Annotated in this window: 12 protein-coding genes; 2 read left to right on the top strand and 10 right to left on the bottom strand. The window is 47.1% G+C overall.

Annotation, left to right across the window (positions count from 1 at the left end):
• Positions 1-16: 16 nt before the first annotated feature.
• The 3 genes from MKY23_RS18815 to MKY23_RS18825 all read right to left on the bottom strand — a co-directional run bounded on the left by MKY23_RS18815 (position 17) and on the right by MKY23_RS18825 (position 6,011).
• A complete protein-coding gene (locus MKY23_RS18815) occupies positions 17-1,906 on the bottom strand; it encodes a bifunctional homocysteine S-methyltransferase/methylenetetrahydrofolate reductase (RefSeq protein ID WP_154888309.1) in 1,890 nt (629 codons plus the stop codon).
• 236 nt (positions 1,907-2,142) lie between these two features.
• On the bottom strand, positions 2,143-2,976 hold the full coding sequence (gene dapF / locus MKY23_RS18820; protein WP_221789055.1) for a diaminopimelate epimerase: 834 nt from the start codon (positions 2,974-2,976) through the stop codon (positions 2,143-2,145).
• A gap of 176 nt (positions 2,977-3,152) precedes the next feature.
• Positions 3,153-6,011: a calcium-translocating P-type ATPase, SERCA-type gene (locus tag MKY23_RS18825; protein WP_090923648.1), complete on the bottom strand. Its 2,859-nt coding sequence runs from the start codon at positions 6,009-6,011 to the stop codon at positions 3,153-3,155.
• A gap of 348 nt (positions 6,012-6,359) precedes the next feature.
• Between MKY23_RS18825 and MKY23_RS18830 the strand changes: the two genes are divergently transcribed.
• Positions 6,360-8,165, top strand: a complete 1,806-nt coding sequence (locus MKY23_RS18830; protein WP_339831386.1) for an NFACT RNA binding domain-containing protein — start codon at positions 6,360-6,362, stop codon at positions 8,163-8,165.
• A gap of 210 nt (positions 8,166-8,375) precedes the next feature.
• Positions 8,376-8,819, top strand: coding sequence for a GNAT family N-acetyltransferase (locus MKY23_RS18835; RefSeq protein ID WP_339831388.1), 444 nt, complete (start codon positions 8,376-8,378; stop codon positions 8,817-8,819).
• 22 nt (positions 8,820-8,841) lie between these two features.
• Here MKY23_RS18835 and MKY23_RS18840 read toward each other — a convergent pair whose 3' ends face one another.
• The 7 genes from MKY23_RS18840 to MKY23_RS18870 form a co-directional block, all read right to left on the bottom strand.
• The gene (locus MKY23_RS18840; RefSeq protein ID WP_339831391.1) at positions 8,842-9,705 is read right to left on the bottom strand and encodes a PHP domain-containing protein; all 864 of its coding nucleotides are present in this window, start codon (positions 9,703-9,705) and stop codon (positions 8,842-8,844) included.
• Positions 9,706-9,750: 45 nt separating this feature from the next.
• Entirely contained in the window at positions 9,751-10,662 is a 912-nt protein-coding gene (locus MKY23_RS18845; protein WP_154888298.1) for a selenium metabolism-associated LysR family transcriptional regulator, read from the bottom strand.
• 154 nt (positions 10,663-10,816) lie between these two features.
• The gene (locus tag MKY23_RS18850; protein ID WP_090923653.1) at positions 10,817-11,254 is read right to left on the bottom strand and encodes a hypothetical protein; all 438 of its coding nucleotides are present in this window, start codon (positions 11,252-11,254) and stop codon (positions 10,817-10,819) included.
• Between the two features lie 164 nt (positions 11,255-11,418).
• Complete coding sequence (locus MKY23_RS18855) at positions 11,419-11,682, bottom strand: YlbG family protein (protein WP_090923781.1); 264 nt, start codon at positions 11,680-11,682, stop codon at positions 11,419-11,421.
• A gap of 93 nt (positions 11,683-11,775) precedes the next feature.
• Positions 11,776-12,213: a YlbF family regulator gene (locus MKY23_RS18860; protein WP_090923654.1), complete on the bottom strand. Its 438-nt coding sequence runs from the start codon at positions 12,211-12,213 to the stop codon at positions 11,776-11,778.
• Positions 12,214-12,309: 96 nt separating this feature from the next.
• Complete coding sequence (locus MKY23_RS18865) at positions 12,310-14,139, bottom strand: helicase-associated domain-containing protein (RefSeq protein WP_339831395.1); 1,830 nt, start codon at positions 14,137-14,139, stop codon at positions 12,310-12,312.
• Positions 14,117-15,838: a DNA repair helicase XPB gene (locus MKY23_RS18870; RefSeq protein ID WP_339839560.1), complete on the bottom strand. Its 1,722-nt coding sequence runs from the start codon at positions 15,836-15,838 to the stop codon at positions 14,117-14,119. Before MKY23_RS18870 ends, MKY23_RS18865 begins: the two co-directional genes overlap by 23 nt.
• Positions 15,839-15,847 lie beyond the last annotated feature (9 nt).

The following is a 15,847-nucleotide window of genomic DNA, read 5'->3' on the forward strand; positions in this document are numbered from 1 at the left end:
CATCACATCCGTTTTACTATTGTAATTGATTATTAGGGTTGAAACAAGTAGGACATTGATGCTCCGATTTCTCCCAGACGTATTGAGTCAGTTCTGCCGTCATGCCATAGAACATAAACGGAGTCATCAGATAGATGCCCTTGAAGTGCTCTGTAGCTACATCCAGTAGCTCTTTTGCAATCGTCACTCCCATGGCACGCCCCTCTTCACCTTCCAGTCCTGCCATCCGTGAACGCACTTCATCGGAAAGCTGGATACCTGGAACCTCATTGTGCAGATACTCTGCGTTTCGGCCGCTTGCAAGTGGCATAATACCGATGAAAATAGGAATGTCCAGATGTTTGGTTGCCTCACGCATCGCCACGATCAATTCCGGATCATACACCGGCTGAGTCATAATATAGTCTGCCCCGGAGGCAATTTTCTTCTCAAGCCTTTGTACCGCTTTGTCCAGATGTTTCACGTTCGGGTTGAAGGCCGCTCCAATAACAAAGCCGGCTTTCTGTTTCAACGGTTTACCCGAAAAGGCTACACCATCATTCAGTTGTTTAATCATTCTTATGATTTCAAACGATGTCAAATCGTACACGGAGCTTGAACCAGGCAAGTCACCAAACCTTGCAGGGTCGCCCGTAACGGCAAGCACATGGTTAATGCCGAGTGCATCAAATCCCATCATATGGGATTGAGTTCCGATCAAGTTACGGTCACGGCAGGCAATATGCACAAGTGCACGAAGTCCTGTGCGATCCTGCACCAGATGTCCGAGTGCCATATTACTCATACGTGTTACAGCAAGGGAGTTGTCAGCAAGCGTAAGGGCATCCGCCCCTGCCGCTTTCAATGTTTCGGCACCCTTCATAAACTTGGCAATATCCAGATCACGCGGGGGATCAAGCTCTACAATGACCGTGTGGCGTTGTTTGACCAGATCAACAATGGTTGGCTGGCCCCCTCGTCCTGCGCGTTCATCCACATTCTCATGAAGTACAATGCGTGACGTAATCTCGGCAGGATCAGGTTCAGCAATCGGCTGAGGTACGTAATCCGCAAGCGCTTCTTTAATCGCAGTGATGTGATCCGGCGTTGTACCGCAGCAACCGCCGATAATACGTGCACCAAGATCCGCAAACTGTATTGCAGTCTGACCAAAGTACTCTGGTGTTGCACCGTAACGGAACTGACCATCCACATAGTCCGCCGCACCCGCATTCGGATATACGGACATCGGAACACCGATACGTCCAGAAACGGTTTCCATCGCACGCATGATCCCGTTCGGACCAGACCTGCAATTGAAACCGATGACGTCAGCCCCCTGTTCGCGCATGATACGAAATGCTTCAGGCATCGTGTAACCGTCCAGCGTATGGCCTACATCCTCTACCGCGAATTGTCCAATCACAGGCAGGTCGCTCAGCTTGCGGGCCTGCAAAAGAGCGATATCCATCTCTTCGATATCATAGAACGTTTCAAGCAAGATGCCATCTACGCCTTCGTCTAGTAACGCAAAAATCTGCTGTTGATAGAAGCGTTTCAATTCACTAGTAGACACATTTGTCCGTTTGCCGCCGCGAATCGAACCTACTGCACCCAGAACGTAGCCCTCTGCCCCTGCCACTTCTTTCGCGATGCGTACGCCCGCACGGTTCACATCCTCCACTTTGGACTCTAGCCCAAATTTAGACAACTTGTCAAAGTTAGCCGAGTACGTATTGGTCTCGAATATATCCGTGCCTGCATCACGATAACGACGATGCACATCAGCCACAACTTCAGGTGAAATTAAGTTCAACTCTTCATAAGATATCCCTACCGGAAATCCCATTTGATATAGAAATGTCCCCATGGCCCCATCCCCAACAAGGACACGTTGCTTCATCGCTGTACGTAAATCTGCCTTCATCCCGTTTCCCCCCGCCTGACTGTGATCGTTTTCATACTAATGTAACACAAAAAATGCTTAAAAACGAAGAAAAACACAGGTATTTACTGTATGTCCGACTCCAGTGGACATTCCTGCGAAATATGTGCTGAATTCGTCCTTGATGACCGGACAGCATGTAACATCTTGTCTAATTTGGATAAAAAAAGAGGCCCTGCAGGCCTCTTCCGTGTAACCTTCTACTTTTTTTCAAGAAACTATGAAGTAAATCCTTTGAAAACAACTTCGGCTGGTCCCGTCATATAGACGTGGTTATCCGCCTCGTTCCACTCAATGTTCAGATCCCCGCCTTTAAGGCTAATTACCGCAGTACGATCTGTATGACCATTCAGTACAGAGGATACCAGCGTTGCACAAGCGCCTGTTCCGCAAGCCAGTGTCGGACCAGCGCCACGCTCCCATACACGCATGTCTACATACCCGCGGTCGCGTACCGTTGCGAATTCAACATTAATTTTTTTCGGGAACATCGGGTGAACCTCAAGCAATGGCCCCCATGTTGTCAGATCAAAATTCACCGCATCCTCGACATAGATGACCGCGTGAGGGTTGCCCATAGACACCGCTGTGAATTTGAATGCATGTCCATTCGCTTCAATGTTGTGATTGACCACCGGATTCGCATCCACTGTGGTAGGTACTTGAAGACCATCCAGAATCGGCTCGCCCATGTCTACCCTTACGGTCTCTACCTTGCCATCCCGGATATTAAGAGTTACAGGTTGAACCCCTGCACCAATCGTTTCAATCGTAATCTGCTCGCGATCAACATGCCCATGGTCATATACATACTTGGACACACAACGGATCGCGTTGCCGCATTGCTCCGCTTCAGAACCGTCCGAGTTCATGATGCGCATCTGAAAATCCGCCTTCTCCGAAGGCAGTATATAAACCAGACCATCTGCTCCGATACCGAAGAACCGATTGCACCATTTTACCGCAAGTTCAGCCGCATCTGCTGGAAGCTGTTTTTCACCAAATACAACGATAAAGTCGTTGCCTAGTCCGTGCATTTTCGTAAATTCCATATCTTGCCCACTCCTTTTGGCAGTCTTCCGCCAAAGCTTTATAGTTTATTTATAGCTAATCTTCATATCATGCGCACAAAGCATACAAAAAAAGCTATCCTGCAAAATATCAAAGCTTTCGCTTTGAATCATTTTGAGGATAGCATATCGAAACGAGATATTAAAAGCTATTGATTTTATGCTGAAAACTTTGTACTTTTCGGTACGAAGCGTCCAGGACCGCCCATGCGGCGACGATTCCGGCGACCACCCCAGACACTGCCAGCCCCCATAAGGAATGTTGGAATGCCTGCGGCTACGATACAGATCGCCCATTCACGCAGACCGAGAGGTACCGTTTTGAAGATGGGTTGCAACGGTTCCACATACATTACCACCAGCATCAGCACAACCGATGAGATAACAGCCAGAACGAGATATTTATTCTGCAACGGATTGCGGTGGAAGATCGAACGGGAACTACGGCAGTCAAACACATGAATCAACTGGGCAAGCACCAATGTAGCAAAAGCGACGGACTGAGCTTTGAGTAGCTGACCAGGATGATCCGGTGCAGCCTGAAGTGTCAACCAGAAGGCACCGAGCGTGCATAATCCGATTAATACACCGCGGCTAATGATTTTCCAGCCCAGCCTGCGTGCAAAAATATTTTCCTTTGCGCCGCGAGGTTTGTGCTCCATCAAATCTTTTTCCGCCTGATCCACCCCGAGCGCCATCGCTGGCAAACCATCGGTCACCAGGTTTACCCATAGAATCTGGATTGGCACGAGTGGCAACGGCAAGCCCATCATCATGGCAAAGAACATCGTTAAAATCTCGCCGACATTCGAAGCCAGCAAATAACGGATAAACTTGCGAATGTTCTCATAGATGTTACGCCCTTCTTCAATAGCCGCCACAATGGTGGAGAAATTATCATCACTCAAAATGAGAGATGAAGCTTCCTTTGTCACATCCGTTCCCGTGATGCCCATGGCAATCCCGATATCCGCAGCCTTGATCGCAGGTGCATCGTTGACGCCGTCCCCAGTCATCGCGACAACGTGTCCTTTGCGCTGCAACGATTTGACGATACGCAATTTGTGCTCAGGCGAGACTCTGGAGAACACATAGATATCATTGACCGTTTTATCCAATTGTTCATCCGTCATGCCTGCCAGTTGCTGCCCGCTTAACGATGCTCCTCCGCGCGGGAGAATACCCAGCTGATGAGCGATCGCTTCCGCTGTTGTTCCATGATCTCCCGTGATCATCACTGTCCGGATGCCCGCTTTGCGGCATGTCGCAATGGCATCACGAACTTCACGGCGAGGTGGATCGATCATGCCAGCAAGCCCAACAAATACAAGCTGGCTTTCAGCTGCATGCTCGTCAGCCACATGTTCCTTCGGCTTGACTTCACGATAGGCCATACCAAGAACTCGCAGAGCGTTACCAGCCATACTTTCGTTGGCAGCCATCACTTTCTGGCGCAGTGTGCCGGTGAACGGAACCACCTTACCTTCCCACAAAATGTAACTGCAATGCTCAATCAGTACATCAGGCGCTCCTTTGGTATACACCATACGCCCACCTTGATGTTTGATCATAACAGACATCCGTTTTCGCTCGGAATCGAACGGGAATTCCTGCTCTCGATCGTATAATTCCTTGAGTCCTGCAGGAGTAAGACCCATTTTAGAAGCCATGGCTACCAGTGCACCCTCTGTCGGGTCCCCTTTTAACTCCCAGAGCACTTGGTTAGCACTAACTTGCTCCTCCTCCTGCTGGCCGTTCTTCCGGCCTTTCTTGCTCTCTTTTTTGGACTCTTTACTCTTTTTCTTGCTGGCTGGATCGTTTACAATCGTCTCGACAATACTGGCATTGTTACAAAGTGCACTGATCTGTAGCATTCTTCGTAAGGACTGGTCATTTTTCAGGTCGAGTATTCGATCATTTTCCAACATATGACCTTCTGGTGCATAACCGTCTCCAGTCACCTTAATGCTGCGCCCTTCAAGCCACACGTTCGTTACCGTCATTTTGTTCTGTGTCAGTGTACCTGTCTTATCCGAGCAGATCACCGACGCGCAACCTAACGTTTCTACAGATGGCAGCTTACGTACGATGGCCTTACGTTTGATCATCCGCTGTACACCTAACGCCAGCGCAATCGTAACGATAGCTGGCAATCCTTCCGGTATGGCTGCCACGGCGAGACTGACACCTGCCAGGAACATGCCTACTGCGGGTTGTCCATGAAGGATACCTGCGACTACGACCATCACTGTCAACCCCAGTGCAACAAAAATCAGAATTTTGCCTAACTGCTCCAGCCTGTGCTGTAGGGGGGTCTCTTGCTCCTCCGTATTTTGAATCAAATCCGCGATTTTCCCCATCTCGGTGTCCATCCCCGTCCGAATGACAACTCCCTTGGCTGTACCTCGTGTGACCATAGTACCCATAAAACCGATGTTTTTTTGATCCCCTAAAGGAACATCGTCACTAGCTATAGGTCTGCAATGTTTGCTGACAGGCACGGATTCTCCGGTGAGTGCCGACTCCTCTACATCGAGGCTGTTGGTTTCCAGCCAGCGCACATCCGCAGGAATGCGGTCACCACTTTCCACCATGATAACATCTCCCGGTACCAATTGTTTGGCCGCAAGATGTACCTCCTGTCCCGACCTGAGTACTTTGGCGGCAGGAGCCGACAACTGCTTCAGTGCTCGAAGAGAACGTTCTGCCCGGAACTCCTGTACAAATCCCAAAATAGCATTCAATACAATAATTGCCACAATCGTTACTGCATCCAGATACTCTCCAAGTAAACCGGATACCAGCGTCGCTCCCATGAGAACTAACACCATGAAGTCCTTAAACTGATTCAGCAACAGGGTGATCGGGGATATTCGCTGTCCTTCACTCAGTTCATTTGAACCAGCAATCTTCCGTTTCTCTGCTGCCGCTTCGTCCGTCAACCCTTCCTGCGGGCTCACGCCGAGAGTTTCGCGAAGCTCTTCGTCGTTTAGTTGGTGCCACTTGGTATGTTCCATGCTCCAAAATTCCCTCCCAATCCTATTTCATCTGCAATGCAAGCTCACATGTTTCACCGGCATGCTGCTAGGGCAGGCTGTACACTATGCCGGACAAACTACCTGCTCTATATGTATTCGGACAGGTCCGTGAATAGCACCCGGAAGCTGAATCCTTTCCCTCATGGGCAGAATAAGCTAAAATAAAGGTCTGCGTAGATTACTGCTCAACTCCGTTATTTGGAAAAATGCAGTCAGCCATCGTTATAACAAATGTTATTACATATGCTGCGGTTGCCTGTGAGCCGTTATAGATGAGGCATTCTGTATGAATTCATTCGGATGCCAGATAGAGAGGAAGTGGACAATATGGCACTTGACGGTATTGTAACCCGAGCCATCGTACATGAGCTGCAAGGCTGTATCGGAGGACGTATTAGCAAAATTCATCAGCCTAACGGCCATGATGTGGTGCTTACCCTGCGCGCTCAGCGCGGTAACAGCAAACTGCTTGTGTCGGCAAGCCCGACATATCCGCGTGTACATTTTACAGAGAAAACATTTTTGAATCCGACAGAGGCACCGATGTTTTGCATGCTGATGCGGAAACACTGCGAAGGGGCTATCATTGAGAATATCCGTCAGATTGGAATGGAACGGATCATTCATATCGATGTACGTCAGCGGGACGAGCTTGGCGATGTTTCGGCCAAACGTATCATCATTGAACTGATGGGACGTCACAGTAACATCATTTTACTTGATCCTGCGACGGATGCGATATTGGACGGGATTCACCATGTCACACCATCCATCAGTAGTTATCGTGTGGTTATGCCTGGTTTTTCCTATACTGCACCGCCAGAGCAACATAAAAGCAATCCGTTAGAGGTATCCCAAAACGAGTTTGAGCAGAAGATTGCTACTGCAGCAAATGTAGATGCAGACGAAAATGAAGCTGGATCACAAACGGGCACAACTAAAACGGCTATAGAAACAAAAGCAGACGCCTCACGCTGGCTCGTCAATGCTTTTAGCGGGATGAGTCCGCTGATTGCAGGTGAGATTGCAACGCGAACAGGTTCCGATTCAGACCGTATGGAGGCAGGAGCTCTTTGGACTGCTTTTGAATCAGTCATCGAATCTGTCAAAGAACACCAGTACACCCCTGTAACAGGGCTGAACGCCAAAGGCAAAATGATCTTTTCCGCTATTCGACTAGAGAGCATTCAGGATCAGGAAAAAACGTACGATACAATGAGCAAATGTATGGAGGATTACTACGGGGACAAGGCTGAGCGAGATACCGTTAAACAAAGAGTAAGCGATCTGCTCCGGTTCCTGCAGAATGAGCGTAGCAAAAACATTAAAAAGCTCGATAATCTTAACAAAGACTTGCTTGAAGCCGACGATGCGGACAAGTACAGACTATGTGGCGAGTTGTTATTCGCATCCCTGCACTTGGTCAACAAGGGTGATAAGAGTGTAGAGCTGATTAACTTCTACGATGAAGATCAGGGCAACATTACGATTCAGCTTGATCCACTGCTCACACCTTCTGATAATGCTCAGCGTTACTTCAAACGTTATAACAAATATAAAAACAGTCTGGCTGTCATTCACGAGCAACTTGGTAAAACCAAGGAGGAAATCGCCTATCTGGATAATCTGCTTCAGCAACTGTCCATCGCCTCCATGAACGATATCGAAGAAATTCGAGACGAACTCGTACAGCAAGGTTATCTGCGTGATCGGAACAAAAAAGGCAAGAAAAAGAAGAAAAATGATCGTCCAACTGTGCATCAGTTCACTTCATCAGAGGGAATTGACATTCTGGTCGGCAAAAACAATCTACAGAACGAGTATGTGACCAATCGTCTGGCATCAGCCAATGATACTTGGCTGCACACTAAGGACATTCCGGGTTCCCATGTCGTTATTCGCAGCACTGATTTTGGTGAAGCTACGCTGGAGGAAGCCGCTCAACTCGCCGCTTATTTCAGCCAAGCGAAGGAATCAAGCAGTGTGCCTGTGGATTACACGTATATCCGTCACGTTCGCAAACCAAGTGGTGCAAAACCCGGATTTGTCATATACGACCATCAGAAAACTCTGTTTGTAACACCAAACGATGAATTAATTAAAAGCTTACCATCCACGATAAAAAATGGATAAGCTACCACTTATCTTATAGGATGAGATGTAACGATAACCAAAAAAATCCCCTGCCAGCTAAGGCCGAGGGGATTTTTTTTTGGTTATCATATATGTTTAGAAAAGTAACACATGTCACTCCATTTCTTAATTCTAATTGCATATTTATTCACTATTACGTATAATAACGCCGTATTAACTCAATGAATACATAAGAGAAGGATGTGTACTATGCCGATTCATATTAGAGAAACTCGCTCGGATGATCTGAAACCACTGACAGCATTGATGCATGACTACGTCGTAGGTTTCTACAATAATCCGTGGCCAGGTGACCAAGCAATCGAACTTTTGATTAACAACCTGCTGGAGCAGCAGATCGGCGCTCAATTTGTAGCAGAAGAGGACGGAAAGTTGATTGGATTCGCTACATTGTTTTTCACGTACAGTACGATGAAAGCGGAGCGTGTAACGATTATGAATGACCTTTTTGTCACGGAAGCATTCAGAGAAGGAGAAACCGAAGCCAATTTATTCGCACGCTGTCAGCAATATACGCATGAACATGGATGTGCATATATGTCATGGATTACAGCCGTGACTAACGAGCGTGCGCAACAATTATTCGATCGGCTTGGAGCTAAACGTGGCGATTGGGTTAACTATTCAATTTAAGGATAAACACATCCTAATGATGTTACCTCTTGCTGTGTGCAGCCGCCTGCAGTCTTTCGAGCACATCAAAAGGTACCGTCTTGCTACCCAGATCTCCATGAAAAACAACGCCTTGTCGTTCGCCATGGTAATCTGATCCGCCGGTCACTATAAGATTATATGCTTTAGCCATCTCTGCATATCTACGTTCCTCTTCCGGGCCATGGTCTGAATGAAAGACTTCAATGCCATCCGGAAGGGATTCTGTGATAATACGCCGTACTAATTGATCATTGCTATAGAGACCCGGATGCGCAATTACTGCAGCACCTCCTGCAGCTCTAATCCACTCACAGGCATCCTTAGGCGTAACTCGAGGGACAGATACGAAGCCAGGCTTGCCTTCAGCAAGATATCGATCAAATGCATCCCGCATGTCGGTAGCATATCCTTTTTTCACCAGTACATCAGCCATGTGAGGTCTACCAATACTCTCATCTGGCGCTAACGGTCGTCCGAGTCCATCCAGTACTTCCTGCCAGCTTATATCCAATCCTAGTTGCTGAAGCTTGCCAATAATCAGATGATTCCGTTCCTCCCGCGCTTCTCTCAATCCGCGCAATCGTTGCAGAAATAACTCATCCTCCGTATTCACGTAATAACCGAGCACATGAATATCTTTACCACCAGCCCGCGTGCTGATTTCAACTCCAGCTATAACATCGATACCGTACTCTTTTCCCGCTTGCTTCGCTTCTGCTACACCTGCTACCGTATCATGATCCGTTAAGGCTACCGCAGCCAGTCCTCTCTGTTTTGCAAGCTTCACATTATCAGCCGGTGGTTGCATCCCATCTGAAGCCTGACTATGCGTATGAAGATCACAGCGTCCTTGATGCTGATCCATTGGCTCCCATTCCTTTCTGATTGAAATTTTACAGCCCTTTCATCCTTAAACCCGTTCTCCCTGCTCGAGCTCCTGTTGTCGCAAATACCCTAGAAAGGCAACAGCCGACAAAGGCAACAAAGATGACTTAAGGTGAATGGCATAAAACTGCCGTTTGAATTCAAGCCCGCGAATATCCACAATATGTACAAGCCCCAGTGCCAGCTCATGCTGCACGGACGAAGGAGACAACATCGTAATGCCCACGCCAGCCTCTACAGCCGATTTGACCGCACCTGTACTCCCAAGCTCCATAACCACATTCATGTCACTCGGATCTATTTTTTTCTTTTGCAGTTGACCTTCCATCACTTGGCGAGTACCTGAACCTTCCTCACGTAGCACAAAAGGGTAGTTCATCACCTCTTCCAAGTTTACTTTTCCCCGTCCTGCCAGATCATGCCCTGCTGGTACAATCAGTTTCAGTTCGTCCTGCATCACAGGTTCGACGATCATATCCGGATGATTTACCGGTGCTTCGATTAATCCAAAATTCAACTGGTGCTTCAAAATCTCATCCATGATCTGCGTGGTATTCATCACTTTCATCACAATCGAGATATCGGGATACTGCTTGGCAAAGGGTCCCAACATACGTGGCAACACATATTCACCAATGGTCAGGCTTGCTCCAAGCTGTAATCTTCCCTGCAATTTCTGTGTAAAAGCAGACATGGCTTCATCTGTCTGACGAACCAGTTCCACACTTCGCTTGGCGTGAGGCAGTAACGTCCTTCCTGCCTCCGACAATTCTATTTTTTTGGTGGAACGATGCAGCAGTTTAGTTCCGAAATAATCCTCCAGTGATTGGATCTGCATCGTCACGGCCGGTTGAGTCATATGTAACGCCTGCGCAGCTGCGGAAAAACTCCCCTTTTCCGCTACCGTATAAAAAATGTGCAACTGATGAAAATTCATATCTTCGCCCCTCTTCTATTACACTTACTATATTGTATCCGATTTCCAGTCTGGCAACAAAAAAAAGCATGCAGCTTGTCTGCATGCGTTGGTACAAATGATTCTTCACTTCTCATCCATAAATTTTTATGATTGCAATCTCACATCTGTTTCATCATCTATGCTTCCGGCTATTTTTGACCAGCGTCATTCTTCTGGAATGCCTCAGCCAAGAATAATATGACTTCAGATCTCTCAGTTCAATCGTCTCCGACATACGTCCCAAAAACGTCACTACAATCATTTTGTGTAGCGGATTGCCTGTAATGTCATATTCTCCTTCAAGCTCGGAAAACTCAGCAACCACCACCAGATCATCGTCAATCAGATAAACATCCTGCTCATTGCGGTAATATGGCGTTACCCTGTCCTGCTTCAGACACTCCCATAACCAAGCCGCAATATGGTCATCATCACTACGTGCAGGCTCAATACGGTCTGCATACCGCATCTTTGCATGATGGGTAATGACGATGTCAGCCACTTTCTTGTCTCCGAGAGCCACAAAAAACGGCTCGTAGGTGCTCCAACGTTGCATCACCTTATCACGCATGGGAATCACTCTCCACCAGATAGGACTTTCTATCTATTTATTACCCAATATATTACAACATTAGTCCCGTAACAACAAGGCGTAAGTGTAACTTTTTTTCGCAATAATCTATTTATGCTTATTTTAGAAAAGAGCGACCCAGCGGGTCCCTCCTATGTTTCCTGCTATACTCCGTAAAAACTTGTTTTGTCCGCCGTTTTGCTAGCATACTCGGTTTTAATCTCGTTTCGATAGGAGCGCTCGATTTTGCGCACATAGGAAAGCCGCTTTACGTTTTTCATCGTATCGTCAGCCCGTTCTGCATTAACATACATGACAACATAATGCATACGGCGGGAGATATAATGCACGGTACCATATTTTTCGAGATTGCGGGCCGCTTTCAAATCACTGACCCAAATAATAAATCCTGTTCTTTCCGCAAACACCATCGTTCCCCGCCCTTCTATAAATGGAGACCGGCCCTCGAAAGGCCCGGTCTGTTCAAATTCTAAAAAACTATAATGTAACGATCTTCATGTTTAACTGCATCCACATTTGCCGCCGCTACCACAGCCGCCTTTAGGATTAGGATCGTTGCTTGGCACCTTAATCGTGCTCGATACAGCAAAAGCAATGGTTTCGGACATCTGAAACAGCATCTCATCCAAAGCTTGCTCAGCCTGTTTGAAACGAGCTACAGCTTCAAAAGATTCCAGTTCCTTCTCGATCGCCTTCACCTGATCCTTCGCTGCATGAAAGTCAGGATGAAAATGGCCAAAACGCTGTGTTTCTTCAAAAAGCTCTTTCTTGGCATTTAATCTGCGGATGCCCTCTTGAATCTCAGAACTTGTTTCGACTTGCTGCTTCCAATATAAATAATCCGATACTTCGGCAGATTGGTTAATCATGTCGCCCAGTTCATATGCGCCCGTTAACACTTGGGCCATATCGACCGTGTTTATTTCCGCTACGCTCATGAATTATTCATCCTATCTATATATAAAGTTCTACTTAACGTAGACTTCTTCATCATAGCATATCCATGAAAGGTTAAGAAGAGTTTTTCCACTAAACTAGACATCATCCGGTAGAATAAGACGCATTGCATCCCAGTCTTCCGGGGTAAATGTTCGCCATTCCGTACGCGATGCAGTTTCGTGCGGATCAAGGATGCACCATCCTTCCAGTATCCATTGCTCTTGCTCTTTCACCTGATGCGGAATAAGAACAAACGCATCCTTCCCCTTTTGAATTCCTAGTTTCACTTGCCATTCGATGGCTTGAATTGCAATTTGGCGCTCAGTCGACAGGTGATACTTTCTCCATTCCCTGTGCCAAGTCTCAGGTACATCAGCCTTCCTCTCGTTCCATGCCGATTTTTCAATCGCATCATAGTCAGACTCATCCTCATCGTAGTCCACCGTCATACCAGGCATAAATGGGAATTGCAATAAGCCTTGAGTCTCACCGTTGTAAAAGAAAAGGGAGTTCCGCGTCGGTCCTTTGTTTCTCTCCCTTTTGCGCTGTTCAGGCTGATCCGTATTCTCAGCAACCACCAGATTATCTTGCTTATCTTGAATATTCTCCCCGACTGTTGTCCAGTCCTTTAACGTAACAATTACTTGGTGGGGCAACTCCCCTTGTCCATGTCTCTGTAAAAAATCAGCAATGTCTTCCCACTTCACTCCACTCGCAGCAGCGATTTTCATTCGCTCTTTGGTCAAACGATAGATTGACATCTGGTCACGTGTGATCCGTTCACAGTATTGTTCGAGTCTCCAGCAGACTTCAGCTGGCACATCGGGCGGCACCATAACTTCAAAGTCGGGTTGCACATAAAATTTGCCGTATTGTATCACTTCCTGCTCGTGTAGCCTATCTAAATGATGAACATCCCAATTTGCTCTCACTCTCCTATTCAAGAAATCGGCTGGATCGATCAACCAGCGAAATGCAGCCTCCCCATTCTCATTCTCACCGACTTCACCAAACCCCCAGCCAGCTAAAGCATGCAACCAGCCTTGAAACCCTGAATTACCTCCTCCGCACAGTACACGGAACCATTGATTCACTCCAGGCGTAAGTACCGCGAGCTGATAGCGAGAATGTTGCATCTCTGATCCGGACGCCCCATATCGCTCCATGCATACTCTAAACACTTCACCATGCATCTCGAAACAGGACAACTTGATCCACTGTTGCAATTTATCTTGCCTGATTTCGAAACCTCTATCTGTTTGTTGCACCAAGTTTAAGCAGAGCAGTAAATCCAGCAAAATAACTACATGCACCGGGTATAATGCCTTATGATCATACGTAATCTCCAACGGTTCGAAATCCTCTGGAGACATGATCGTTAATGTGCTTAACTTTTGTACCGTTCTCTTATGTATTGTACCTTTTCCAGTGACAGGCAGACCTTCTCTATCAATCCAAGCAAGAAGATGAAGTAATTCCCCTGCGATATGCGGTTTTCCTTCCTTAATGACACGCCTGACAGAACCGACCATCGGTTCAACAATGCGGTCCACGCGACTTGTATACGACAAGGTCAATGTTGCCAGATGACATTCAGGGATATGAAAAGAGCATTCTCCCCAGCTTTTATGTACGGATTTAATCCATTGTTTACGGCGTAACATGGCAAAAGCAAGCTTCGCTTCAGCTCCACTTAACCCTTCCTTAGCCCAAACCTCCGAAGGCAGAAGAGAAGAGAACGTTTGACCCGCATACTTGTGAAAAAGAGCACCAAGCACCCGTTGCTCCGCTGACGTAAGTGCAGACCACTGTGCCAGATCAGCCAACTTTCTCGATTGCATCGATTTCTCCACTTCAAATTCCAGATCAGACATCAGCATTTCCCTTCCCTTCTGCAACATGTTAATGAACCTTGTCCTGCTCATGCACAATCGCATATTCGTAACCCTGCTCTACCAAAAACATCTGGCGATTTAACGCAAATTCCTGTTCCTTGCTATTTTCGGAAACCAGTGCATAGAAATAAGCTTTGTTCTCACCTGCTTTGGGGCGCAGAATCCGTCCAAGTCGCTGGGCTTCTTCTTGTCTTGAACCAAAACTACCAGAGATTTCGAGGGCTACGGCAGCATCCGGCAAGTCAACGGCAAAATTGGCAACCTTGGATACAACAATCGTACGAATTTCGCCCTTTTTAAAAGCAGAAAACCAGTGGATCCGTTCCTGTTGTGACATCGATCCAGAAATTAGAGGTGCATCAATTTCCCGGGCAATCATCTCAAGCTGATCAAGATATTGTCCAATGACAAGTGTCGGTAGATTTGGATGTCGTTCCAGTAAACGCTTTACAACCTTTAATTTCGCAGGATTTTCAGCTGCCAGGCGAAATTGATGTTTACCCTCGGCCTGCACATAAGTTGATCTTAATTCAGGAGACAAGGGCACCCTCACTTCCTGACACTTCACTTCTGCAATCCAGCCTTGCTGCTCCAGCTCTTTCCATGGCATATCATATAATTTGGGGCCGATCAACGAGAATACATCCTGTTCACATCCATCTTCACGAACAAGCGTGGCGGTCAAACCCAGACGACGAGTAGCCTGAATGTCTGCCGTAGCCCGAAACACCGGAGCAGGCAACAAATGCACTTCATCATAGATGATCAGCCCCCACTTTCTCTCTTGTAAAAGATGAATGTGAGTGAAATCGGCAGCTTTAGATTTTCGATGCGTCAAAATTTGATATGTGGCCACCGTCACCGGTTTCACCTGCTTTTTCTGGCCCGAATACTCTCCAATCTGTTCAGCAGTTATCGTTGTTTTATCCTGAATCTCCTGTATCCACTGCCGGACAGACGTTGTATTGGACGTTAGAATAAGACATTCACATTGCAACCGTTCCAGCACAGCCATGCCAATAATCGTTTTGCCTGCTCCGCAGGGAAGTACCAGTAGTCCGCTACCGCCGACGCCTTCACCATCTTGAAAAGCGTCCACTGCCTTCTGCTGATAAGGTCGCAGCGCAAATGTAGCTCTTTTTCCCTCTCCGCGTCTACTAGACATACTAGTCGTTGAATCATTAATATTAGTCCGCCAGTCAAATGAAAGTTCGCTCCCTTTCCGATAACCGGCATAATCCAATACAGGGTAACCAAGACGTGTCAGTTCCCTCTTCAATAAACCACGCTTTTCTCCCGATAACACAAGCTCGTTCACGCTCGTTCGTTCCATACGGAAAGCAGATATCGATTTGATGTCGCTCAAATCATCCAACAATTGCTCGTCTTCACTAGTTAGGCGCATTTTGGCATGGTCCGGCTCGGCATGTAACTTTAATTTGCCGTATTGCTCCATTATTCTGCACACATCCTGAGCGAGTGCCGCAGGTACATTCCAGCGTGACACGTTCTCAAGACTCTTGATCACCCATTCAGAATTCCAGCCTAGTGCTGCCGCATTCCACAGCGACAACGGGGTGATCCGGTAGGTATGAAACGTTGCAGGTGTCTTTACGAGTTCCGCGTACATACTGAGCTCGGCTCTGGCTGTTTCAAACTCGGGATGCCCCACTTCGAGCAACACTGTGAAATCACGCTGTACAATGCAAGCTCCCTGCGGATTGAACATCTCCATCTT

It is taken from the genome of Paenibacillus sp. FSL R7-0272, from assembly GCF_037969905.1.
Taxonomy (GTDB): domain Bacteria; phylum Bacillota; class Bacilli; order Paenibacillales; family Paenibacillaceae; genus Paenibacillus; species Paenibacillus polysaccharolyticus.